The sequence below is a fragment of the Marinobacterium sedimentorum genome, assembly GCF_024267675.1.
Taxonomy (GTDB): Bacteria; Pseudomonadota; Gammaproteobacteria; order Pseudomonadales; family Balneatricaceae; genus Marinobacterium_A; species Marinobacterium_A sedimentorum.
Window position 1 is genome coordinate 138,949 of the sequence record NZ_JALDYX010000003.1, and the last position, 21,638, is coordinate 160,586.

The window sequence follows — 21,638 nt, forward strand, 5'->3', positions numbered from 1 at the left end:
GCTGTCGTCACGACCAGACGGTTTAGTGCCCAGAACACAGTGGAATCCCATGAGCGAACAGATCAGCGTCGACCAGGTAATCGATAAACTCCCCTCCCGTTTTTGCCCCGACCAGGCAAAGGATCTGAGCTGCACCTTCCAGTTCATTATCGATGACGAAAATGCCTTTTATATCGCCATACATGAGCAGCAATGCCAGGTAGTGCGTCAGCGTAACGCCGATCCGGATATCACCCTCTATGTCGGCAGCGAGGCCTTTATTCGCGTTGTGACCGGGGAGCAGGATGGTATGAGCGCCTTTTTGAAAGGCCAGCTGCGTGCCGAAGGCAACATCATGCTGGCCACACGCCTGGGCAAACTTTTTTCCCGCCAGCGCCAGCGCTGATACGCACGCCTCAGACAGCCTCGCAGATCAGCCCAGGTCACCGCGACGGTAACTTTCGATCAGCTGGCGGGAGATGGAAAAGGACGGTGGCAGGTCCGGCAGGTTATCGCGCCTGAACCAGTGCGCCTCAAGAATCTCCACGCCATCGGGCATCAGCTCCCCGGCCTTGTAGTCGGCAAAGAAACCCAGCATCAACGCGTGAGGAAAGGGCCAGGACTGACTCTTGAAGTAGCGCACCTTTTCGACCTCGATACCGACCTCCTCCTGGATTTCGCGCGCCACGGCGGCCTCCGCAGTTTCGCCAGCCTCGATAAAGCCCGCCAGGGTACTGAAGCGCCCGGCGGCGTAATGGGGTGCGCGAGCCAGCAGACACTCATCCCCGCGCACGACCAAAACGATAATGCAGGGCGAGATGCGCGGGTACTGACTCAGACCACAGGGCTCGCAGGTCTTGGCCAGATCCTGAACGTGATGCCTGAGCGCAGCACCACAACGACCGCAAAAACGATGCTGTTCATGCCAGGTGGCCAACTGGGCTGCCCGCGACAGCCAGCCATATTCGCTCTCGTTGCGGGCCTGGGCCAGCGCATCGCGCAGCGCCACGGCAGGCTGTCGCAGCGCGGGTTCACTGTCGGCGTGCAGCACCAGCAGCCGACCATCCGCCGCCACGGGCCCCAGCGGGTACTCTGCCTCTATAACCTCTGATTGCAATGCGGCCAGTTCGGCCGACATGGCCACCAGCCCACCGTTCCTGCTTTCCAGCAAACGCCCGCCAGCTGCCAGCAGCACCGGCTGGCAATTATCCTGTTTCATCCCTTCGCCTCGCCTGCGATACACATAAAACTTACCTTATCTTAACAATAAACAAACATGATAATGACTTATAGGTTAGCGCCAACATGCCCTGAACTGGTGACCATAAAGCCCGCTGCAGAGCCGATGAGCCGCAGCTGGCACTGCCTTTTTATAGCCTGTGGCTATTCTTATTTTTTGTTGTCGCTGCTAGGCTAGCCCCCGCTTTGTCATAAAGAGTCATGATTCAAGGTTACGCTGCCATAACTGAGCGTAGCTTTAGTCGTGGCACAGTAAACATAACAGACTCTGCTGGCATAGGAAGAACAGCCATGACGAACACCCTACCCCAGGCGTTAATACGCAATTTCCTGGGCAACTCACCCGTCTGGTACAAGCAGGCTATTATTGGCTTCCTTATCCTGAACCCCATTTTATTTCAGGTCGCAGGTCCGGTGGTTACCGGCTGGCTGCTGATTTTTGAATTTATCTTCACGCTGGCGCTGGCGCTTAAATGCTACCCTTTGCAGCCCGGCGGACTTCTGGCCATCGAGGCCATCATCATTGGCCTGGCCAGCCCCGAGTCGGTCGCCCACGAGGTTGAGTCCAATCTCGAAGTCATACTGCTGCTGATGTTCATGGTGGCAGGTATCTACTTCATGAAAAGCATGCTGCTGTGGCTGTTCACCAAGATACTGCTCAAGGTGCATTCCAAGGTCATGCTGTCGCTGCTGTTTTCCCTGGCTTCAGCCATGCTGTCAGCATTTCTCGATGCCCTGACAGTCACAGCAGTACTTATCAGCGTGGGCGTAGGCTTCTATGCGGTCTACCACAAGATAGCCTCGGGCAAGTCGAGCCAGCTTGACCACGACCACTCCGATGACGAACACGTCGGCGATACGCACCGCAGCGAACTGGAACAGTTCCGTGCCTTCCTGCGCAGCCTGCTGATGCACGGAGCTGTCGGCACGGCGTTAGGCGGAGTCTGCACCCTGGTGGGTGAGCCTCAGAATCTGCTGATCGCCCAGAAAGCCGGCTGGGATTTCGTCGAATTTTTCGTCATTATGGCGCCCATCACCATGCCGGTACTCTTTGCAGGCCTGCTGACCTGCATTCTGCTGGAGAAAGGCAAGCTGTTCGGTTATGGCGAACAGATTCCGCTGAACGTCCGCCAGATTCTGGAAGAGTTCGACCGCGAAGAAGACCGCAAACGCACCAGGCGCGATGTCGCCATGCTGGGTGTTCAGGTCGTGGTATCGATTTTTCTGGTGCTGGCGCTGGCATTTCACCTGGCCGAAGTGGGCCTGATCGGGCTCTGCGTCATCATTCTGCTCACGGCCTTTAACGGCATTGTCGAAGAACACCAGATCGGCAAGGCATTTGAAGAGGCACTGCCCTTCACTGCCCTGCTGGTGGTGTTTTTCTCCATCGTTTCGGTGATCCACGAACAGCACCTGTTCCAGCCGATCATTCACGCCGTACTGGAAATGAGCCCCAACATACAGCCTGCAGTGTTCTTTGCCGCCAATGGCCTCTTATCGGCCATCAGCGACAATGTTTTTGTCGCGACCGTCTATATCAATGAAGTCCTGGAGGCGCTGAACAACGGAGATATCACCCGCGAGCATTTCAACAAGCTCGCCGTGGCCATCAACACCGGCACCAACATCCCAAGTGTTGCCACCCCCAACGGCCAGGCGGCCTTCCTGTTCCTGCTGACCTCGGCGCTGGCACCGCTGATTCGCCTGTCCTACGGACGCATGGTACTCATGGCCCTGCCCTACACCATCGTGATGAGCGCGGTCGGCTTTGCCGCGGTAAGCTTCACACTCTAGGCACAGAGCTGTGTAACCTACGGCGGCTCTTCGCAGGGCACAAAAAAACACCTCCGCAACGGGCCGTTGCAGAGGTGTTTTGTTATGGGCTTGCTACGGTGCATGGCAATAACCGGCCCCCGCTGCCGTCACAGACTCCTGACCCTAGCAGCCTGTCGGGCTTGGCCGGTCGTAGCGAGGGAAAGTCCGTTTTGAGGCAGTTTTTGAGCTCTTTTGAGGCGAATAGTGGTTCTATTTAACAAAAAAGAGAACGAAAAATGACCAAAGTCGGCTTTCCCGCAGTAGATCAGTGTTAAGTCCGACAGGCTGCTAGGGTTCAGACGGCTCCTGCGACTCCCACAGGCAGGGCTCACCGACTTTCTTGCTCAGCAAGGCGACAAAGGCCCGGTGTGCTTCCAGTTCTTCATCGCTGGCACGCAGCACCTGCAAACGGTAGCGTCCTTCTTCAACCCGCCGTATATCCCGCTCCGCGCCACCGCCATCGGAGCCGTCATCGCCGGTATCCAGCTTGAGCTGGCCACCGGTCAGGCCCAGGTAGACATCGGCCAGAATTTCGGAGTCGAGCAGAGCGCCGTGCAGCTCACGGTGCGAGTTATCGATGCCGTAACGCTTGCACAGCGCATCCAGATTGTTCTTCTGCCCCGGGTGCTTCTGGCGCGCCAGCAACAGGGAATCGATTACGCCACAGATATCACCGACGCGCTCGGGATGGCGAATACGCTCGAGCTCGGCATTGATAAAACCAATATCGAAGGCGGCATTGTGAATAATCAGCTCAGCCCCACGGATAAACTCCAGAAATTCAGCCACCACCTCGGAGAACTTGGGCTTGTCGGCCAGAAAGTCGTTGGTGATGCCGTGAATCTCGATGGCTTCCTGATCGATGGCGCGATCGGGCTTGATATAGACGTGATAAGTGCGCCCGGTAAGCTTGCGATCAACCAGCTCGACACAGCCGATCTCGATTATATTATGACCTTCCGCCGGCTCAAGACCGGTGGTTTCGGTATCCAGTACGATTTGCCGCATTAACAGACCCTAACCCTTGATTTGCTCAACGCCCTTATTGGCCAGCTCATCAGCCAGTTCGTTTTCCGGGTGACCGCTGTGCCCCTTTACCCAGTGCCACTTGACTTCATGACGCGCCACCTCGGTATCCAGACGCTGCCACAGGTCGGCATTCTTCACCGGCTGGCGGGCAGCGGTCTTCCAGCCATTACGTTTCCAGTTGCGCATCCACTCGGTAATACCCTTGCGCACATACTGGGAGTCGGTGGTCAGATCCACAACACAGGGCTTGGTAAGCGCCGCCAGTGCCTCGATCGCCGCCATCAGCTCCATACGGTTATTGGTGGTATTTTTCTCACCGCCGAACAACTGCTTTTCCACATCGCCATAACGCAACAGGGCACCCCATCCCCCCGGGCCCGGATTGCCCTTGCAGGCACCATCGGTGTAAATCTTAACGGAATTCTCGGTTTTCACGGCAATGCTTTCCTCGCGCAGACGGCTCAGGTATCGGCAGACTGATCAGTTTTCGGCGGCGCCACTCCGGCTGTATGGGGGTCATGCCAACCACATCCTTGCGCGCCACCATCAGCGAAAAAGCGCCGTGATAGCTGCGACCGGGCTTGGCATAACGTTCCAGCGCAGAGAAGCGCTGGCGCCATTTGCCCGCCACCATGGGCGGCAGGAAAAAATCGGTTATCAACTTTACTTCCACCAGCTCCACCAGACTCAGCCAGTCACTCAGACGCCAGTGGCTGATAAAGTGCCCGCACCAGGGCACTTCGGTGCGCTTGCGGCACAGGCGGCTATAGAGCCCCCAGAGACTAAGCGGATTAAACCCCAGCACCAGAATATGCCCGCCCGGACGCAGCACACGCGCGGCTTCGCGCAGCACCTGATGCGGGCTCTGGGCGAAATCCAGCGCGTGATGCAGCACAACCACATCCAGGCTGTTGCGCTCCAGCGGCAACTCCTCGTTGGCCGCAATCACGCTGTTCTGCCCCAGACCCAGTTCAAGTGCCGGTGCGACGATGAACTTGTGTGACACAGGACTGCTGTCATACAGACAGATCTGGCTGTCGATGCCCAGCTGCAGCAGGTGATAACCAAAGAGTGTGGGCAAAAGCCGCTCTATCTGCGCCCGCTCGGCCGCGAGCAACTCCTGTCCAAGCTCCGTCTGAAACCAGCTGCGCAGTGCCGGAATCAGTTTATGCAATGGGGGCTGCTGACGAAATCTCATCAAATGAAACCGGTGTAGCTGACAATGACGGTATGTTAACAGTCCCCACCGATTGAGGTAACCTGTATCGCCTCAGACGCGTCGCCGTGAAGACACCAACCCGAGAGGATTACCATGTTTCAGGTCACACCGATCCCGGCCTTTAATGACAACTACATCTGGCTGCTGGCCGACGCCCATAGCAACCGCGTTGCAGTGGTGGATCCCGGCGATGCTGCGCCTGTGCTGAAATACCTCGAACAGAACAGCCTGGTACTGGCGGCGATACTCATTACACACCACCACCAGGATCATACCGGCGGTGTCGCCGAACTACTGAAAGCCTTTAAGGTGCCTGTTTATGGCCCGCGCCCGAGCCCATTCGGCGGCATCGATCAGCCGTTGCAGGATTCAGACAGCTTCGAGCTCTTTGGCCAGACGCTACATATACGGGAAATACCGGCCCACACTCTGGACCATATCAGTTACTACTGCGCACCTCGCACAGACGACGAAACGCCGCAGCTGTTCTGTGGCGACACCCTGTTTCTGGCCGGTTGCGGACGCCTGTTCGAAGGCAGCGCCCACCAGCTGCAGCAGGCCATGGATTATTTCGCCTGCCTGCCCGATACCACCGAGGTGTACTGCACCCACGAGTACTCCCTCGCCAACCTGGCCTTCGCCGCCGCCGTTGAGCCCGGCAACGTTCACATTCAGGCCGCCATCAAAGAGTGCAAGGCACTGCGCGCCAACGGCGACCCCACCCTGCCAAGCCATATTGGCACCGAAAAGAAGATCAATCCCTTTATGCGCACCCACACCGATTCAATCAGGGCCAGTGCCAGCCAGCATACGGGTTCCGCGCTTGATGCACCGGCCGATATCATGGCGGCCATCCGCCAGTGGAAAAACCAATATTGATCAAAGGTTGACCAGCTCGGTATGCACCCATAAAATGCTCCGACTTTTTAATAAATAGATTTTGGCCCATGACCTTTACACGCAACTGGATCTCCATCACAGCTGCAGGACTTCTGCTGTCCGGCTGTAGTAGCGCCCTGACGCAGAACCCCGACAGCAGCGCTGATGCACTCGGGTTGTCCAACAGCAAGGCCGGCTCCCACGCCAGCCCCTGGGACAACCGAGCGACCGGCAGTCGTGACAGCATAGGCCGCAACAAAGTCCGCGCTAATACGACTGCTCCCCCTGAGGACCTGTGGCAACTGAGCCGCAATCACTTCCAGATCAACCTCGAAACCGATAACCCCCGCGTCGCGTCGCAGATAACCTACTACAGCAAACACCAGGATTACCTGAACCGGGTAACCGACCGCGCCGAGCGCTACTACCACTATATCCTGCAGCAAATCATCGAACGCGGCCTGCCCGCCGAACTCGCCCTGCTGCCAGTGGTTGAAAGCGCCTACGATCCCTTTGCCTACTCATCGGGCCGCGCCGCCGGACCCTGGCAGTTCATTCCCGGCACCGCCAAGCATTTTGGCCTGCGCAAGACCTGGTGGTATGACGGCCGACGCGACATAGTCGCTTCCACCGACGCCGCCCTTACCTACCTTGAACAGCTCAACAAGCGCTTTGATGGTGACTGGCTGCTGGCCCTTGCGGCCTATAATGCCGGCGGCGGCACCGTTTCCAAGGCCATCCGCAAGAACATCAAGAAAGGCCTGCCGACGGATTTCTGGTCCCTCGACCTGCCCAGTGAAACCGAAGCCTATGTACCCAAACTGCTGGCCATCGCCAGCCTGGTGGACAACCCGGCCTCCTACGGCGTCAGCCTGCGGCCACTGGCCATCGAGCCCTACTTTGCCATTATCGAAACAGAGGGCCAGATTGACCTGGCCCAGGCAGCCAAGCTCGCGAACACCAGCAGCGAAGAAATAACCCTGTTGAACCCAGGCTTCAACCGCTGGGCAACCGATCCCGAAGGCCCGCATCGCCTGCTGATACCGATCGACAGCGCCGAGGATTTTCGCGACAAGCTGGCCGGCCTGCCGGCGGATCAGCGGCTACGCTGGAACCGCTACCGCATCCAGCGCGGCGACTCCCTGTCGGCCATCGCCGCACACTTTAACATCAGCACCTCTGCAATCCGCAACGCCAACAAACTGAAGAACAACCGCATTACCGCGGGCAAAACCCTGTTGATACCAGGCCCAGCCAATGCCAGCGCCAGCCTTGCCGCCAGCAAGGATCCGAGCGACTCTGCCGGGGCCGCACGGGAAAAGCTCAGTTACAAGGTACGGGCCGGCGACAGTTTCTGGAAGATTGCCCGCAGCCACAAGGTCTCCGTCAGCGACCTGGCGGGCTGGAACCAGATGACACCGCGCAGCCCGCTAAAGACGGGCATGGAGCTGGTTATCTGGCGTGACAACAGTAACAGCGGCAACATCCTGGCCAGCAATGGGCGGGAAACCCTGCGCAAGGTGGGCTACAGCGTGCGCAGCGGCGATTCCCTGTCGAATATCGCCAGCCGCTTCAGCGTTAGCGTCACTGACCTGACACACTGGAACAAGCTGGATCAGCGCAGTTACCTGCACCCGGGTCAGAAACTGACCCTGTTCGTCAATGTAACCGACAGCTGATCTGGCGCACCCTCCCCCTGAAAAGAACCGCCCTCAGCCTCCAGCGCGCCCCGGCGCTGCCGCTTTTTTGATAATAAAAAGCAGCAGCGTCGGGGCGTTTTGCCATTCAGCCCCCAGGTATCCTTAGCTGCCAGAGTCTCCAATCAGCAGCTGAGCGGGATAAATTTCGCCGCGCGAGCGCTTTATCGCGCCTGTTTCACAGACCGATGGAATAAATCTGCAATTCCCCTGTCATATAGCGCTACTCTAGGCCCATCCACGGTTCCATAAGCGACAAGTGACTGATATAACAAGTCATATTCTTGCAGAGGTGACGGAGCACTATGACCAGCACACATTTGCCCTTGCGACTGCTCGGCGCGGTAATTATCAATATCTGCCTGTTGGCCAGCGGCGCGCTGCTCGCGGACAGCCACCCCAGCCACGGCATCGCCATGCACGGGGACCTCAAGTATCCGGCCGATTTCAGCCACTATGACTACGTCAACCCGGATGCCCCCAAGGGCGGCACCCTGAAACAGTGGGATATGGGCACCTTTGACAGCTTCAACAGCTTTATCATCAAGGGCAACGTGGCCGCCGGCACCAACCTGATGTACGACAGCCTGATGGATCAGGCCGCGGATGAACCCTTTTCCCAGTATGGCCTGCTGGCCGAATCAGTCATCATGCCCGAGGATCGTCGCTGGGTAACCTTCAAGCTGCGCGAAGGCGCCCGTTTCAGTGACGGCGAGCCGGTGACCGCCGAGGATGTCATTTTCACCTTTGATATACTGCGCACCAAGGGCAGTCCCTTTTATGGCGCCTACTACGCCGGCATCGACCGCATTGAAGCGCCCGATCCGCGGACCGTAACCTTCTACTTCAAGGGCGAAAACAACCGCGAGCTGCCGCTGATCGTGGGCCAGGCCAGCATTCTGCCCAAACACTACTGGCAGGACCACGCCTTCGACAGCCCCTCGCTGGATATTCCCGTGGGCTCAGGCCCCTACCGCATTGACAGCTTCGATGCGGGCCGCTCGATCACCTACAGCCTGCGCGATGACTACTGGGGCGCGGAACTGCCGGTGCGGCGCGGCCACAACAACTTTCGCCAGATGCGCTTTGACTACTACCGCGATGCCACAGTCGCACTGGAGGCCTTCAAGGCCGGCGAATATGACTTTCGCCTTGAAACCTCCTCCAAGGAGTGGGCTACCGCCTACACCGGCCCTGCATTCGACGATGGCCGCATCCTGAAACAGGAACTGCACAACGGCAACCCCACCGGCATGCAGGCCTTTATCTTCAATACCCGGCGCGACAAGTTCGCCGACCCTCGGGTGCGTGAAGCCCTCGGCTATGCCTTTGATTTCGAGTGGACCAACCGCAATATCTTCTACAACGCCTATACCCGTACGCACAGCTTCTTCTCAAACTCCGAAATGGCCGCAGCCGAGCTGCCAGGACCAGAGGAACTGGCACTGCTGGAGCCACTGCGCGACCAGGTACCAGCTGAAGTCTTCACCAAGGTCTACCGCGCCCACACCACCGATGGCAGCGGCAATATCCGCGGCGAACTGCGTCAGGGCATGCGCCTGTTGCAAAGCGCCGGCTGGGAGTTCAAGGACAACAAACTGGTGAACAGTGATACCGGCGAGCCGTTTCGTTTCGAGATCCTGCTGGTCCAGAAAGAATTTGAACGCGTCATAGCACCGATGATTCGCAACCTCGAGCGCATGGGCGTGGGGGTGGATATCCGCATTATCGATGTGTCGCAGTACATCAACCGGTTGCGCAGCTTCGACTTCGACATGGTGGTTGGCTCCTTCCCGCAATCCAGCTCGCCCGGCAACGAACAGCGCGATTTCTGGCATTCGGAGCTGGCCGACATGCCCGGCACCCGCAACCTGGCAGGCATCAAAAACCCCGCCGTCGACAGCCTGGTGGATACCCTGATCGCAGCGCCGGATCGCGCGAGCCTGGTCACCGCCGCCCGCGCTCTGGACCGGGTACTGCAGTGGAATCACTACGTCATTCCCCAGTTCCATATCGCCACCTATCGAATCGCCTACTGGGACCGTTTTGGCATGCCCAAAGTACGCCCCACCTACAGCCTGGGCACCGACACCTGGTGGGCATTGCAAACTGATACTGCGGCGTCCGCACACTGATGGCAGCCTATATACTGCGACGCCTGCTGCTGATCATTCCAACCTTGCTGGGCATTCTGACCATCAACTTTTTCATTATCCAGGCCGCTCCTGGTGGGCCGGTAGAGCAAACCCTGGCGCAGCTTGAGGGGCTCAATGTCGAAGCCACCGGTCGCATTGGCAGCGCCGTACAGAGCGATATCATTCAGAACAGCAACGGCGACAGCAGCTACCGTGGTGCCCAGGGCATGGACCCGGCCCTGGTGGCCCAGATAGAAAAGCTCTACGGCTTCGACAAGCCGGTGCATGAGCGCTTCTGGCAGATGCTGCAGAACTATCTGGTGTTCGATTTTGGCCGCAGTTTCTACAGTGACAAGCCGGTCACGACCCTGATCTTGGAAAAAATGCCGGTATCCATTTCACTCGGACTCTGGACTACCCTGCTGACCTACCTGATCTCAGTACCGCTGGGCATCAAGAAGGCGGTACGGGACGGCACACCCTTCGATGTCTGGAGCAGCAGCGCTATCATCGTAGGCTATGCCATACCCAACTTCCTGTTCGCCATCCTGCTGATCGTGGTCTTCGCCGGCGGCACCTATTTCAACTGGTTTCCGCTGCGCGGGCTGACGTCATCGAACTTCGAGGAGCTCTCACTGCTCGGCAAGATCGGCGACTACTTCTGGCATATTGCCCTGCCAGTACTGGCATCGGTGATCAGCAGCTTTGCCACCCTGACCATGCTGACCAAGAACTCCTTTCTGGATGAAATCGGCAAGCAGTATGTACTCACCGCACGGGCCAAGGGGCTGAATGAAAACCAGGTGCTTTATGGTCATGTCTTTCGCAACGCCATGCTGCTCATCATTGCCGGCATGCCCGCCGCCCTGATCGGCATATTCTTCACCGGCTCCATGCTGATCGAAGTCATCTTCTCCCTCGACGGCCTGGGCCTGCTGGGTTACGAAGCGGTGATCAACCGTGACTACCCGGTGATTTTCGGCACCCTCTATATCTTCACCCTGATCGGTCTGGTGCTGAAACTGATCAGCGACATCACCTATGTGATGGTTGATCCGCGGATCGATTTCGAGAGCCGGGAGGGATGATGCGACTCAATCCGATCAACCGCCGCAGGCTCGACAACTTTCGCGCCAACAAGCGCGGCTACTGGTCTCTCTGGCTCTTCGGGCTGCTTTTTTTTGCCAGCCTGTTTGCCGAACTGATCGCCAACGACAGACCCCTCGTGGTGCAGTACCAGGGCGATCTGTACTGGCCCGTAGCCCAGGATTACAGCGAAACCCGCTTTGGCGGCGAGTTTGAAACCCTCGCCGATTTCAAGGACCCCTACATCCAGGATCTGATTCACAATCAGGGCCAGGGCTGGATACTCTGGCCGGCGGTTCGCTACAGCTTCGATACCATCAACTACGACCTGTCGGTACCGGCGCCCTCGCCCCCCAGTACCGACAACTGGCTCGGCACCGATGATCAGGGCCGCGACGTCCTGGCGCGGGTTATCTACGGCTTTCGCGTCTCGGTGCTCTTTGCCCTGGTGCTGACGCTGGCAAGCTCGGTGGTTGGCGTTGTCGCCGGCGCTATCCAGGGCTATTACGGCGGCAAGGTGGATCTGCTGTTTCAGCGCTTTATCGAGATCTGGTCCGGCCTGCCTGTGCTCTTCCTGCTGATTATCCTGTCCAGCCTGGTACAGCCCAACTTCTGGTGGCTGCTGGGCATCATGCTGCTGTTTTCCTGGATGAACCTGGTGGATGTGGTGCGGGCCGAGTTTCTGCGCGGCCGCAATCTGGAATATGTTCGGGCCGCCAGGGCACTGGGCCTTGGCAACCGCCTGATCATGTTCCGCCATATTCTGCCCAACGCCATGGTTGCCACCCTGACCTTTATGCCCTTTATCTTCAACGGCTCGCTCGTCACCCTCACCGCGCTGGACTTTCTCGGCTTTGGCCTGCCGCCGGGCTCTGCCTCCCTCGGCGAGCTGGTCGCTCAGGGCAAGTCCAACCTGCATGCCCCCTGGCTTGGCATTACGGCATTCTTTGCCCTGGCCATCATGCTGACGCTGCTGATTTTTATCGGTGAAGCGGTACGCGACGCCTTCGATGCAAGGAAACTCAAGCTGTGATGCTGCCCGAAGCTTTAGCTGCCCCCGCTCTCTCATTCGCACGTCGCTGCGCCAGCCGCCTGCTCACTTTGGGGAGAACGCTGCCATGAACGAGACGCTGGTCGAGGTCAGTCATCTTTCGGTCCGCTTCGAGCAGGATGGCCAGGCCATTGATGCCGTGCGTGACATCAGCTTTACCATTCCCCGCGGCCAGACCCTGGCCCTGGTCGGAGAATCGGGTTCCGGCAAATCCGTCACGGCTCTGTCCATGCTGCGCCTGCTACCCTACCCACTGGCCAGTCATCCAAGTGGCAGCATTCGCTACCAGGGTGAAGACCTGCTGCAGGCCGAAGAGCCGCGGCTGCGACAGATTCGCGGCGACCGTATCGGAGTCATCTTTCAGGAACCCATGACCTCGCTCAACCCGCTGCACACGCTGGAAAAACAGATTGGCGAAACCCTGCTGCTGCACAAGGGCCTGAGCGGCATACAGGCACGGCGACGCATCCTGGAACTGCTGACTCTGGTGGGCCTGCCGGACCCGGCATCGCGCCTTGGCAGCTATCCCCACGAACTGTCCGGCGGCCAGCGCCAGCGCGTCATGATCGCCATGGCACTGGCCAATGAGCCAGAGCTGCTGATCGCCGACGAGCCCACCACGGCGCTTGATGTCACTATTCAGGAACAGATCCTGGAACTGCTCGCCCGCCTGCAGCAGCAACTCGGCATGGCGATCCTGCTGATCACCCACGACCTCAACATAGTGCGGCGCCATGCGCACCGCGTCTGTGTCATGTACCAGGGTGAAATTGTCGAGCAGGCCAGCACCCAGGCGCTATTCGCAGCCCCCGAACATGCCTACACGCGCCGGCTGCTTGATGCCGAGCCCTCTGGCACACCGACAGAGCCGCCCGCAGAGGCGCAGGACATCATCAGCACCGATAACCTGCGGATATGGTTCCCTGTAAAAAAAGGACTGCTGCAGCGCGTTACAGAGTATATCAAGGCCGTGGATGGCGTATCGCTGCAGTTATCCCGCGGCCAGACTCTGGGGGTCGTCGGCGAGTCCGGCAGCGGCAAAACCACCCTGGGTCTGGCCATACTGCGGCTGATCCGCAGCGAGGGCGACATTCTGTTCGAGGGCAAGAGCATCCAGGGGCTGGCGCAAAAGCAGATAAAGCCGCTGCGCCGCCAGCTGCAGGTCGTCTTTCAGGACCCCTATGGCAGCCTGAGTCCGCGCATGCCGATCAGCGATATCATCAATGAAGGCCTCGAGGTGCATGGTATTGGCGATAGCCCCGCCGCCCGCGAGCAGCTGATTATCAATGCGCTGCAGGAGGTCGGGCTGGATCCGGCAAGCCGGCAGCGCTACCCCCACGAGTTCTCCGGCGGCCAGCGCCAGCGCGTCGCCATCGCCCGCGCTCTGGTACTCAAGCCCAGGCTGATCATTCTGGATGAGCCAACCTCGGCACTCGATCGCACGGTGCAGAAACAGATTGTGGAGCTGCTGCGCGAACTGCAGCGACGTCATCGGCTGAGCTACATCTTTATCAGCCATGACCTGGCCGTGGTGCGCGCCCTCAGCCACCAGCTGCTGGTAATGAAACAGGGCAAGGTGGTCGAGCAGGGCCCTGCCGCACGCATCTTCGAGCAGCCCTCCCACGAATACACCCGCCAGCTGCTCAAGGCCGCCTTTCGCTGAGTCGGCGGCTTGCGGCCAAAGCCCTACTGCTCTTTTTAAGTAGCCCTGCAACCAAAAAGCCACCGGGACAGAACCCCGGTGGCTTTTTGGTATTTGCAGTCAGGCTATTTGAGAAAAAAGCGCCTGTAGCCCAGGCGCCTACCTCAGTTTTTCTCGATCTCGGCTGCATCCTTGAGCGTACGCACCAGGTCCTGGTAGTCCTGCTGCCCCTGGCGGCCCGCGAGGTAAGCGCGCATGGCCTTGAGCTCGTCCGCCGACACCGCATCATCCAGATTCGGCACCTTCACGCCTTTGAGGGCCACAATCGCCCGGCCGCCGCTATTCAGCTCCACCGAGGCATAGCTGGTGGCATCGGCCTGTGGTTGCGGCATGCGAAACAGCTCGGCACGCACTTCAGCGGCCAGATCCGGGCTGGCGCGACTGACATCAGCAAGCTCGGTCAGCGACTGATTCTGTGCCGCCGCCAGCTCGGCCATATCTGCGCCCTGCTTCAGCTGATCCAGCAGCTCGCCCGCCAAGGCATCAATACGCGCTGCGGTCTTCTCCTCCAGCAGCTCCTGATGAATCACATCGGCCACTTCGTCCTGCGTCTGCTGACGCGGGCGCAGGTGCTCCTGCACGCGAATAACGACGCTACGGCCTGCATCCAGCTCGATGGGCGCACTGTTGACGCCATCATTGATCAGCTCAGCTGAAAACGCAGCTGCCAGTACCCGCGGATTGGCGCTGACGGCATCGCTACCACCGGCACGGCCGAAGGGTTCGCTGGTCTGGATTTCCAGCTGCAACTCGTCGGCAGGCTCTTCCAGATTGCCGGACGAAAAGGTGACGTCAGCGAGGCGTTCCAGCTGTTCAACATAGCGACTTTCACCCTTTTGCGTCAGGATCTGCTCGCGCAGCTCGGCCTTCATATCATCAAAGGACGGCGGTTCGGTCTGGACGATCTTGCCCAGCTTGATCAGGTGGTAACCAAACTCGGTACGTACCGGCTCTGAAACCTCACCTTCTTCCTTCATGGCGAAGAGCGCATCTTCAAAAGGTCCGACAAACATGCCCCGGGCGTTCAGCCCCAGCTCACCACCGCTGGCCGCAGAACCTGGATCGTCAGAGTTGGCCTTTGCCAAAGCCGCGAAGTCAGCACCGTCATCCAGCTGCTTTTTCAGCGCCTGAGCCTTGGCTTCGGCAGCCGCGGCATCCTGAGCATCGGACACCTCAATCAGGATATGGGCCGCTTCACGTTCCTCATCGGAGCTGAAGCTCGCCAGCACCTGCTGATACTGCCCCTGCAGCTCGGCGTCGCTGACCTCGATATCACCCAGCAGACTCGCCTTGTCCAGTAACAGATAGCGGATGCTGACCTGCTCTTCGGTCTGGTACAGGTCGCGCTGAGTTTCATAACGTGCGGCTATCTCAGCGTCGGTCACCTTGATCTGCGCCCTGACAGGTGCGGCTGGCACTTCAAACCAGGCCATATCACGGGTCTGACGGTCCAGCGCCAGCAGGTTCTTCAACTGATCGTCGGTTACAAACGCAGACAACTGATAACCGGACTTCTCCTGCTCGATCAGGGTTTCCCTGCGCAGATAGTCACGATAAGTCAGCGGCGTGAGCCCGACATTGCGCAACACGGCTTCGAACTGGTCCCGATTAAAGCTGCCATCAAGCTGGAAGTCACCGGTGCTGACGATCATCTGATCCAGCATTTGCGGTGAGATTGCCATGCCCTGCTCACTGGCAGACTGTACCAGCACCGCATCATCAATCAGGCGATCCAGCACCATAGTGCGAATCAGATTGTCATCCAGTGCCGCGGGGTCGGCATTTGCACCCATCTGAGCCAGCAGCTGACGACGCTGCAGCTCGACGGCACGAAACAGCTCCTGATCACCGATTTCTACACCGTTGACGGTCGCGGGCGCCTTGGTACCTGTTGTCAGGCTGACGAGCGACTCCACGCCGAACAGGGCGAAAGTCACGACGATCAGACCCACGATTACTTTAGCAACAATACTTTGGGAATTGTCCCTGATGGACTGCAACATGCTGAATCCAAAAATTCAAATGTACGAGATTAAAAAAAAAGCGCATTCAAATCGAATACGCCTTTTTTGTATTAGTTGGTACAAAAACGCATTTTGTATTTCTGCACCAAAACCGGACCAGCGCCTGTTCAAAAAACAACCGCTTGTTCCCCTGCGTATCCCGAAATGAAGAACTTGACTGATCGATATTTAACCATTCAAATTCTGCATACGTACGGTGAAGACTCAATTAACACACTAAATCTCACACCGCTAAAATACTTCAGCAAAAAAAGGTGACAATATTTACACCTGATTGCGCTAGAAACAGTACTGAATAAATAACTTACCGCTTCAGTATCCGGACTGCAGAAAATGGCACAGGACAACCCGAACCATTTTCCGGCGAGGCTAAAGTCAGCGGCTCACAGCCCTGCCTGCGCAGAGCCTTCGCCATTGCCGATGGCCCGCCTTCGCGATCAAATTCTTACTTGTTTACCGCGTCTTTCAGAGCCTTGCCCGGCTTGAAGGTCGGCAGAGTCGCCGCTGCAATCTCGATCGGCTGACCAGTTTGCGGGTTACGACCGGTACGCGCTGCGCGCTCTTTGACACCGAAGGTACCAAATCCAACCAGGGCGACAGAGTCACCTTTTTGCAGAGCGCCAGAGATGCTTTCCAGAGCAGAGTCCAATGCACGGCCAGCAGCTGCTTTTGGAATGTCAGCAGAAGCTGCAATAGCATCAATCAGTTCAGACTTATTCACGATGTTCCCCTTGAATCCAATTCGTTATGTTCTTATGTACCGTAGTCCATGCCCAGCAAGACGATCAGGCACTTTATACCAACTGGCAGAAACGGCTGTCAAGCAGACGCCACGCGGTTTCTGCCGATGTTGCCGATTAATGAGTCTTTATTTGCCCAGACTCATCCTTCACCGTTTTTTTATCTGAAGCCACCGGCTCCTTCAGATCATTTTCACGCGGTTTGGGCTGGTATTTGAGAGCAATTTCCAGTACGTCGTCAATCCATTTGACGGCTTTTATTTCCAGATCCGCCTTAATGTTATCTGGAATTTCCTTCAAGTCGCGCTCATTTTCCTGCGGAATGATCACCGTACGAATACCACCGCGGTGCGCAGCCAACAGTTTTTCCTTGAGACCGCCGATCGGCAGTACCTGCCCGCGCAGGGTGATCTCACCGGTCATGGCGACGTCCGCCCGCACCGGAATACCGGTCAGTACTGATACCAGGGCGGTGCACATGCCAACGCCTGCACTGGGGCCATCCTTGGGTGTGGCGCCTTCCGGAACATGGATGTGAATATCGCTCTTTTCGTGGAAGTCCGCCGCAATACCCAGACTTTGGGCGCGGCTTCGCACCACCGTCAGCGCCGCCTGAATGGACTCCTTCATCACATCGCCCAGGCAGCCGGTGGTCACCTGACGCCCCTTGCCGGCCACAACTGCCGCTTCAATGCTGAGGATTTCCCCTCCCACCTGAGTCCAGGCCAGACCGGTCACATGACCCACCTGATCCTCTTCCTCGGCAATGCCAAAGCTGTGCCTGCGCACACCGCTGTAATGTTCCAGCTCGTCGCCGCCAATGACCCGTTTCTCGCCCTTGAACTGCCCCAGAGACAGCTCCTTGACCAGCTTGCGACAGATCTTGGCGATCTCGCGCTCCAGGCCTCGCACGCCAGCTTCGCGAGTATAGTAGCGAATCAGGTGCTTGATGGCCTCATCACAAATCTCAATTTCGGACGCTTTAAGGCCATTTTGGGTCAACTGCTTGGTCACCAGGTACTTGCGGGCGATATTGAGCTTTTCGTCCTCGGTGTAACCTGGAATACGGATGATTTCCATGCGGTCCAGCAGCGGCCCCGGAATATTCATGGAGTTGGAGGTGCACACGAACATCACATCGGACAGGTCAAAATCCACTTCCATGTAATGGTCATTGAAGGTGCTGTTCTGTTCCGGATCCAGCACTTCCAGCAACGCAGACGCCGGATCTCCGCGCTGATCCATGCCCATTTTGTCGACTTCATCCAGCAGGAAAAGCGGGTTTTTGACCCCCACCTTGCACATTTTCTGAATCAGCTTGCCCGGCATGGAGCCGATGTAGGTGCGGCGATGACCTCGAATCTCGGCCTCGTCACGCACGCCACCCAGGGCCATGCGCACGTACTCGCGATTGGTTGCACGCGCGATGGAGCGCCCCAGAGACGTCTTGCCGACACCGGGCGGGCCCACCAGACACAGAATGGGGCCTTTGAGCTTGCGCACACGCTTCTGCACGGCCAGGTACTCAAGAATGCGATCCTTCACTTCCGCCAGACCATAGTGATCCTCATTGAGAATCTTCTCGGCCCGCCTCATGTCATGGCGCACCTTGGAGCGCTTGGCCCAGGGAACCTGCAGCATCCAGTCGATATAGCCGCGCACAACGGTGGCCTCGGCCGACATCGGCGACATCATTTTGAGCTTGTTATACTCGCCCAGCGTTTTGTCGTAGGCCTCTTTGGGCATGCCCGCGCCATCGATACGGCGCTTGAGCTCATCCATATCATTGGTGCCGGACTCATCCAGATCACCGAGTTCTTTCTGAATGGCCTTCATCTGCTCATTCAGGTAGTACTCGCGCTGGCTTTTCTCCATCTGCTTTTTGACCCGGCCGCGGATGCGTTTTTCCACTTCGACCAGATCAATTTCCGACTCCATCAGCGCCATCAAATGCTCGAGACGCTTGTAATTATCCAGCATTTCGAGAATGTGCTGCTTCTCATCCAGCTTGAGCGACATGTGCGCCGCGATGGTATCGGCCAGACGGCCAATATCATCGATATTCTGCAGCGATGTCAGCACTTCGGTTGGAATCTTCTTGTTGACCTGAATAAACCGCTCGAACTGATCCAGCGCCGTGCGCTTGTAGATTTCTGATTCGGCAGGATCAGTATCTTCAACCTTGAGCACCGAAACCCGGGCAGTAAAGCTATCGTCTGTCTGATGGAAGCTTTCAATATTGGCGCGGTAATCACCTTCCACCAGCACCTTGATGGTGCCATCCGGCAATTTGAGCATCTGCAGTACGGATGCAACGGTGCCGACCTCAAACAGCCCTTCAGCCACGGGTTCGTCATCGGACGCATTTTTCTGTGCGACCAGCAATATTTCCTTGTTGCTGTTCATAGCCGCTTCGAGGGCCTGAATCGACTTCTCACGACCAACGAACAGCGGAATGACCATGTGCGGATAGACAACAACGTCGCGCAGCGGCAATACCGGAAGCTCGATGGTTACAGCATCCTCTTTTGCTTCAATCTGATCCATGTGGATGATGCCTCTTTGCAGAGCATCCGCCCCGAGCGCTGACGAATGCGAGAACCTTGGAAATAATGGTAATACCAATCAATGGGGCTGGAGCATGGAAATACAAGCAATACTCTGAAAAAAACCGCAAATCAGTGGCCTTGAATCGCCCCCTGGCCGCCAAACCCGCAGGCGACGGAACACAAGCCCCCTTGCTGCACCACAGCACAACTGGGCTGACTCCGTTATAGCAGCAACCCGGGGGACAGGACAACGGCCAAAAAAAACGAGGCCCTGACATGCAGGGCCCCGTTCAGGATGACAGCTTACTTGTAGTAGGCTTTGTCGGTATTGCTGTGATCGGTTTCGTCACGCACGGCGATCAGGCCAGGAACACGCTCAAGCAGCGTTTTCTCGACGCCGTCCTTGAGGGTCATGTCCACTGCGCTGCAGCCCTGGCAACCACCGCCAAACTTGAGCACGGCGATATGGCCGTTTTCTTCTTCCACCAGCTCAACCAGCTTGACCTCGCCACCGTGACTGGCCAGTCCCGGGTTAACATCGGAATACAGAATGTAGTTGATCTGCTCTTCCATCGGGCTGTCGGCGGATACCTTGGGCACCTTGGCGTTAGGCGCCTTGATGGTCAGCTGGCCACCCATGCGATCTTCGGCGAAATCGATCATGGCCTCTTCAAGGTACGGCAGACTGTTGCGCTCAAGATAGAAACGGATCAGGGTCAGTTCCAGCAGCTCGTCATCAGCGATTACCTCGTCAGGACGGCAATACGCCAGACAGGTTTCAGCATAGGGCGTGCCCGGCTGGGTCACGAACATGCGCACGGAGATGTCTTCAGCGTCCTGCTTTGCCAGCAGATCGGCCAGATATTTTTCAGCACTTTCGGTAACCGTGATATTCATGGGAATTACTGGACTCCTACTTCACAAACTGACAGGTGATAGCCTAATAAATCGAAGGATACACGCAATCTAATTCCGAGTAAATTGATCAGTTATTATGCCCATCCCCACCCGCGGGTATAAGTCTGCTAGAATTGCCGCCTCATTTTTCACCCCCATACAGTCCGCAAACCACGCCCAATGAGCCAACCGCAACGTGTGCGCACCATTCTGACACTGGGCCTGCCCATCATCGGCGGCATGCTGTCGCAAAGCCTGCTGAACCTGGTGGACGCCGCCATGGTCGGCCGCCTCGGGGAAGCCGCGCTGGCGGGCGTGGGCATCGCCGGCTACGCCAACTTTATCGCCATCAGCTGCATTATCGGTCTGTCGTCGGCGGTGCAATCACTGGTTGCGCGGCGCCACGGGGAAGGCCGCCGCACCGATATGGCCCGCCCGGTCAACGCCGGCATTATCCTGGCGCTGACCATAGCCCTGCCCCTAAGCCTGCTATTTGCCACCTTCTCCGACAGCCTGCTTGGCCTCATGAGCCGCGACAGCGCCGTACTAAGCATCGCCAACGACTATTTCGACTACCGCATCCTTGCCATGAGCGCCGTAGGCATTAACTTTTCGCTGCGCGGCTGGTGGAACGGCACCTACAGACCCATGATTCATCTGCGCCTGCTACTGGTGATGCATCTACTCAACGTCATTCTGAGCTACGGCCTTATTTTCGGTGCCCTCGGTCTGCCGGCCTTGGGGGCTGCCGGCGCGGGCCTGGGCACCTGTATCGCGCTGTTCATTGGCTGTCTGCTGAACGCGGCCCTGGTGTGGCGTGATGCCAGAAAGCACGGATTCCTGCATGCCAAACGCGATCGCCGTGCGCTCGCCACCGTGCTGAGCCTGTCGATACCCCACTCGCTGCAGCAACTGCTGTTCGCCATCGCCATCGCCGTGCTGTTCTGGATTATCGGACAGCTTGGCACCCAGGAGCAGGCCATCGCCCATGTCCTGATCAACCTGGCGCTGTTCCTGATTCTACCGGGCGTTGGTCTGGGCATGGCGTCCACCTCCCTGGTCAGCCACGCCCTGGGACGCAACCAGCCGACCGAAGCGCAGCAATGGGGCTGGGATGTCATAAAGACGGCACTGGTGATTATCTGCATGCTAAGCCTGCCAATGTGGCTGGCGCCCGAGCGCATCCTTGCGCTCTTCATAACGGATCCGCAGCTTGTCGACCAGGCGCGGCTGCCGCTGCAGATCACAGGGCTGGCTATCTGCCTGGACGCCGCCGGCCTGGTACTGACCCAGGCACTTCTGGGTGCTGGCGCGCATCGACTGGTAATGATGGTCTCGGTGGGGGGGCAGTGGCTGTTCTATCTGCCACTGGCATGGCTGTTTGGCCCCCATTTGGGCTTTGGCCTGACCGGCATCTGGCTGGTTCAGCTGGTCCATCGAAGTCTGTCGTCACTGGTCTTTATCGGCATCTGGCGACGGCGTCACTGGGCCGACATAAAGCTCGGCTAGTTTGATACACTGAACCCTAGCCAAAGCAGCCTGGCAATAGTCACTGCGCGACAATCTTGCCGCGAGAGGTCACACCGCGAGAGTCACG

17 protein-coding genes are annotated in these 21,638 nt (G+C 58.0%); 9 read left to right on the forward strand and 8 right to left on the reverse strand.

The annotated features are described in order from the left end of the window. Positions 1–49 precede the first annotated feature (49 nt). Positions 50–385, forward strand: a complete 336-nt coding sequence (locus MRS74_RS04890; protein WP_254579164.1) for an SCP2 sterol-binding domain-containing protein — start codon at positions 50–52, stop codon at positions 383–385. Positions 386–412: 27 nt separating this feature from the next. On the opposite strand, the gene nudC is transcribed toward MRS74_RS04890, so the two are convergent. Continuing rightward, positions 413–1,198, reverse strand: coding sequence for an NAD(+) diphosphatase (gene nudC / locus MRS74_RS04895; RefSeq protein WP_254579165.1), 786 nt, complete (start codon positions 1,196–1,198; stop codon positions 413–415). 311 nt (positions 1,199–1,509) lie between these two features. Here nudC and nhaB point away from each other — a divergent pair, with 311 nt between their 5' ends. Beyond that, on the forward strand, positions 1,510–3,012 hold the full coding sequence (nhaB, locus tag MRS74_RS04900; RefSeq protein ID WP_254579166.1) for a sodium/proton antiporter NhaB: 1,503 nt from the start codon (positions 1,510–1,512) through the stop codon (positions 3,010–3,012). Positions 3,013–3,321: 309 nt separating this feature from the next. Here the strand turns inward: nhaB and dnaQ are convergent, their stop codons facing one another. The 3 genes from dnaQ to MRS74_RS04915 are packed head-to-tail and all read right to left on the reverse strand — an operon-like array spanning position 3,322 to position 5,236. Further along, positions 3,322–4,041, reverse strand: a complete 720-nt coding sequence (gene dnaQ / locus MRS74_RS04905) for a DNA polymerase III subunit epsilon (RefSeq protein WP_254579167.1) — start codon at positions 4,039–4,041, stop codon at positions 3,322–3,324. A 9-nt stretch (positions 4,042–4,050) separates the two neighbouring features. Then, a complete protein-coding gene (rnhA, locus tag MRS74_RS04910) occupies positions 4,051–4,497 on the reverse strand; it encodes a ribonuclease HI (RefSeq protein WP_067294882.1) in 447 nt (148 codons plus the stop codon). Beyond that, positions 4,475–5,236, reverse strand: coding sequence for a class I SAM-dependent methyltransferase (locus MRS74_RS04915; RefSeq protein ID WP_254579168.1), 762 nt, complete (start codon positions 5,234–5,236; stop codon positions 4,475–4,477). Before MRS74_RS04915 ends, rnhA begins: the two co-directional genes overlap by 23 nt. 138 nt (positions 5,237–5,374) lie before the next feature. On the opposite strand from MRS74_RS04915, the gene gloB reads away from it, so the two are divergent. The 6 genes from gloB (at position 5,375) to MRS74_RS04945 (ending at position 13,792) form a co-directional block, all read left to right on the forward strand. Beyond that, a complete protein-coding gene (gloB, locus tag MRS74_RS04920; RefSeq protein WP_254579169.1) occupies positions 5,375–6,160 on the forward strand; it encodes a hydroxyacylglutathione hydrolase in 786 nt (261 codons plus the stop codon). A 68-nt stretch (positions 6,161–6,228) separates the two neighbouring features. After that, positions 6,229–7,839 (forward strand): lytic transglycosylase, encoded by a 1,611-nt coding sequence (locus MRS74_RS04925; RefSeq protein ID WP_254579170.1) that lies wholly within the window; start codon positions 6,229–6,231, stop codon positions 7,837–7,839. Positions 7,840–8,162: 323 nt separating this feature from the next. Beyond that, complete coding sequence (locus MRS74_RS04930; RefSeq protein ID WP_254579171.1) at positions 8,163–9,992, forward strand: extracellular solute-binding protein; 1,830 nt, start codon at positions 8,163–8,165, stop codon at positions 9,990–9,992. Then, positions 9,992–11,080, forward strand: coding sequence for a microcin C ABC transporter permease YejB (locus MRS74_RS04935; protein ID WP_254579172.1), 1,089 nt, complete (start codon positions 9,992–9,994; stop codon positions 11,078–11,080). Before MRS74_RS04930 ends, MRS74_RS04935 begins: the two co-directional genes overlap by 1 nt. Next, positions 11,080–12,111, forward strand: a complete 1,032-nt coding sequence (locus tag MRS74_RS04940) for an ABC transporter permease (RefSeq protein WP_254579266.1) — start codon at positions 11,080–11,082, stop codon at positions 12,109–12,111. The genes MRS74_RS04935 and MRS74_RS04940 overlap by 1 nt, the downstream gene beginning before the upstream one ends. Before the next feature lie 85 nt (positions 12,112–12,196). Further along, on the forward strand, positions 12,197–13,792 hold the full coding sequence (locus tag MRS74_RS04945) for an ABC transporter ATP-binding protein (protein WP_254579173.1): 1,596 nt from the start codon (positions 12,197–12,199) through the stop codon (positions 13,790–13,792). A gap of 143 nt (positions 13,793–13,935) precedes the next feature. On the opposite strand, the gene MRS74_RS04950 is transcribed toward MRS74_RS04945, so the two are convergent. The 4 genes from MRS74_RS04950 to nfuA all read right to left on the reverse strand — a co-directional run bounded on the left by MRS74_RS04950 (position 13,936) and on the right by nfuA (position 20,041). Continuing rightward, positions 13,936–15,834: a SurA N-terminal domain-containing protein gene (locus tag MRS74_RS04950; protein WP_254579174.1), complete on the reverse strand. Its 1,899-nt coding sequence runs from the start codon at positions 15,832–15,834 to the stop codon at positions 13,936–13,938. A 466-nt stretch (positions 15,835–16,300) separates the two neighbouring features. Then, positions 16,301–16,576 (reverse strand): HU family DNA-binding protein, encoded by a 276-nt coding sequence (locus MRS74_RS04955; protein ID WP_020679779.1) that lies wholly within the window; start codon positions 16,574–16,576, stop codon positions 16,301–16,303. A 136-nt stretch (positions 16,577–16,712) separates the two neighbouring features. Further along, positions 16,713–19,142, reverse strand: a complete 2,430-nt coding sequence (gene lon, locus MRS74_RS04960; RefSeq protein WP_254579175.1) for an endopeptidase La — start codon at positions 19,140–19,142, stop codon at positions 16,713–16,715. 305 nt (positions 19,143–19,447) lie between these two features. After that, on the reverse strand, positions 19,448–20,041 hold the full coding sequence (gene nfuA / locus MRS74_RS04965; protein ID WP_254579176.1) for a Fe-S biogenesis protein NfuA: 594 nt from the start codon (positions 20,039–20,041) through the stop codon (positions 19,448–19,450). Positions 20,042–20,221: 180 nt separating this feature from the next. Here nfuA and MRS74_RS04970 point away from each other — a divergent pair, with 180 nt between their 5' ends. Further along, positions 20,222–21,550 (forward strand): MATE family efflux transporter, encoded by a 1,329-nt coding sequence (locus tag MRS74_RS04970; RefSeq protein WP_254579177.1) that lies wholly within the window; start codon positions 20,222–20,224, stop codon positions 21,548–21,550. Positions 21,551–21,638 lie beyond the last annotated feature (88 nt).

Bases quoted from the DNA above. Each gene is read 5' to 3' on its own strand.
- MRS74_RS04890 (WP_254579164.1), top strand. From the start codon at position 50: ATGAGCGAACAGATCAGCGTCGACCAGGTAATCGATAAACTCCCCTCC.
- MRS74_RS04950 (WP_254579174.1), bottom strand. From the start codon at position 15,834: ATGTTGCAGTCCATCAGGGACAATTCCCAAAGTATTGTTGCTAAAGTA.
- MRS74_RS04970 (WP_254579177.1), top strand. From the start codon at position 20,222: ATGAGCCAACCGCAACGTGTGCGCACCATTCTGACACTGGGCCTGCCC.
- MRS74_RS04940 (WP_254579266.1), top strand. From the start codon at position 11,080: ATGCGACTCAATCCGATCAACCGCCGCAGGCTCGACAACTTTCGCGCC.
- nudC (WP_254579165.1), bottom strand. From the start codon at position 1,198: ATGAAACAGGATAATTGCCAGCCGGTGCTGCTGGCAGCTGGCGGGCGT.
- nhaB (WP_254579166.1), top strand. From the start codon at position 1,510: ATGACGAACACCCTACCCCAGGCGTTAATACGCAATTTCCTGGGCAAC.
- gloB (WP_254579169.1), top strand. From the start codon at position 5,375: ATGTTTCAGGTCACACCGATCCCGGCCTTTAATGACAACTACATCTGG.
- MRS74_RS04930 (WP_254579171.1), top strand. From the start codon at position 8,163: ATGACCAGCACACATTTGCCCTTGCGACTGCTCGGCGCGGTAATTATC.
- dnaQ (WP_254579167.1), bottom strand. From the start codon at position 4,041: ATGCGGCAAATCGTACTGGATACCGAAACCACCGGTCTTGAGCCGGCG.
- nfuA (WP_254579176.1), bottom strand. From the start codon at position 20,041: ATGAATATCACGGTTACCGAAAGTGCTGAAAAATATCTGGCCGATCTG.
- MRS74_RS04935 (WP_254579172.1), top strand. From the start codon at position 9,992: ATGGCAGCCTATATACTGCGACGCCTGCTGCTGATCATTCCAACCTTG.
- MRS74_RS04925 (WP_254579170.1), top strand. From the start codon at position 6,229: ATGACCTTTACACGCAACTGGATCTCCATCACAGCTGCAGGACTTCTG.
- MRS74_RS04945 (WP_254579173.1), top strand. From the start codon at position 12,197: ATGAACGAGACGCTGGTCGAGGTCAGTCATCTTTCGGTCCGCTTCGAG.
- lon (WP_254579175.1), bottom strand. From the start codon at position 19,142: ATGGATCAGATTGAAGCAAAAGAGGATGCTGTAACCATCGAGCTTCCG.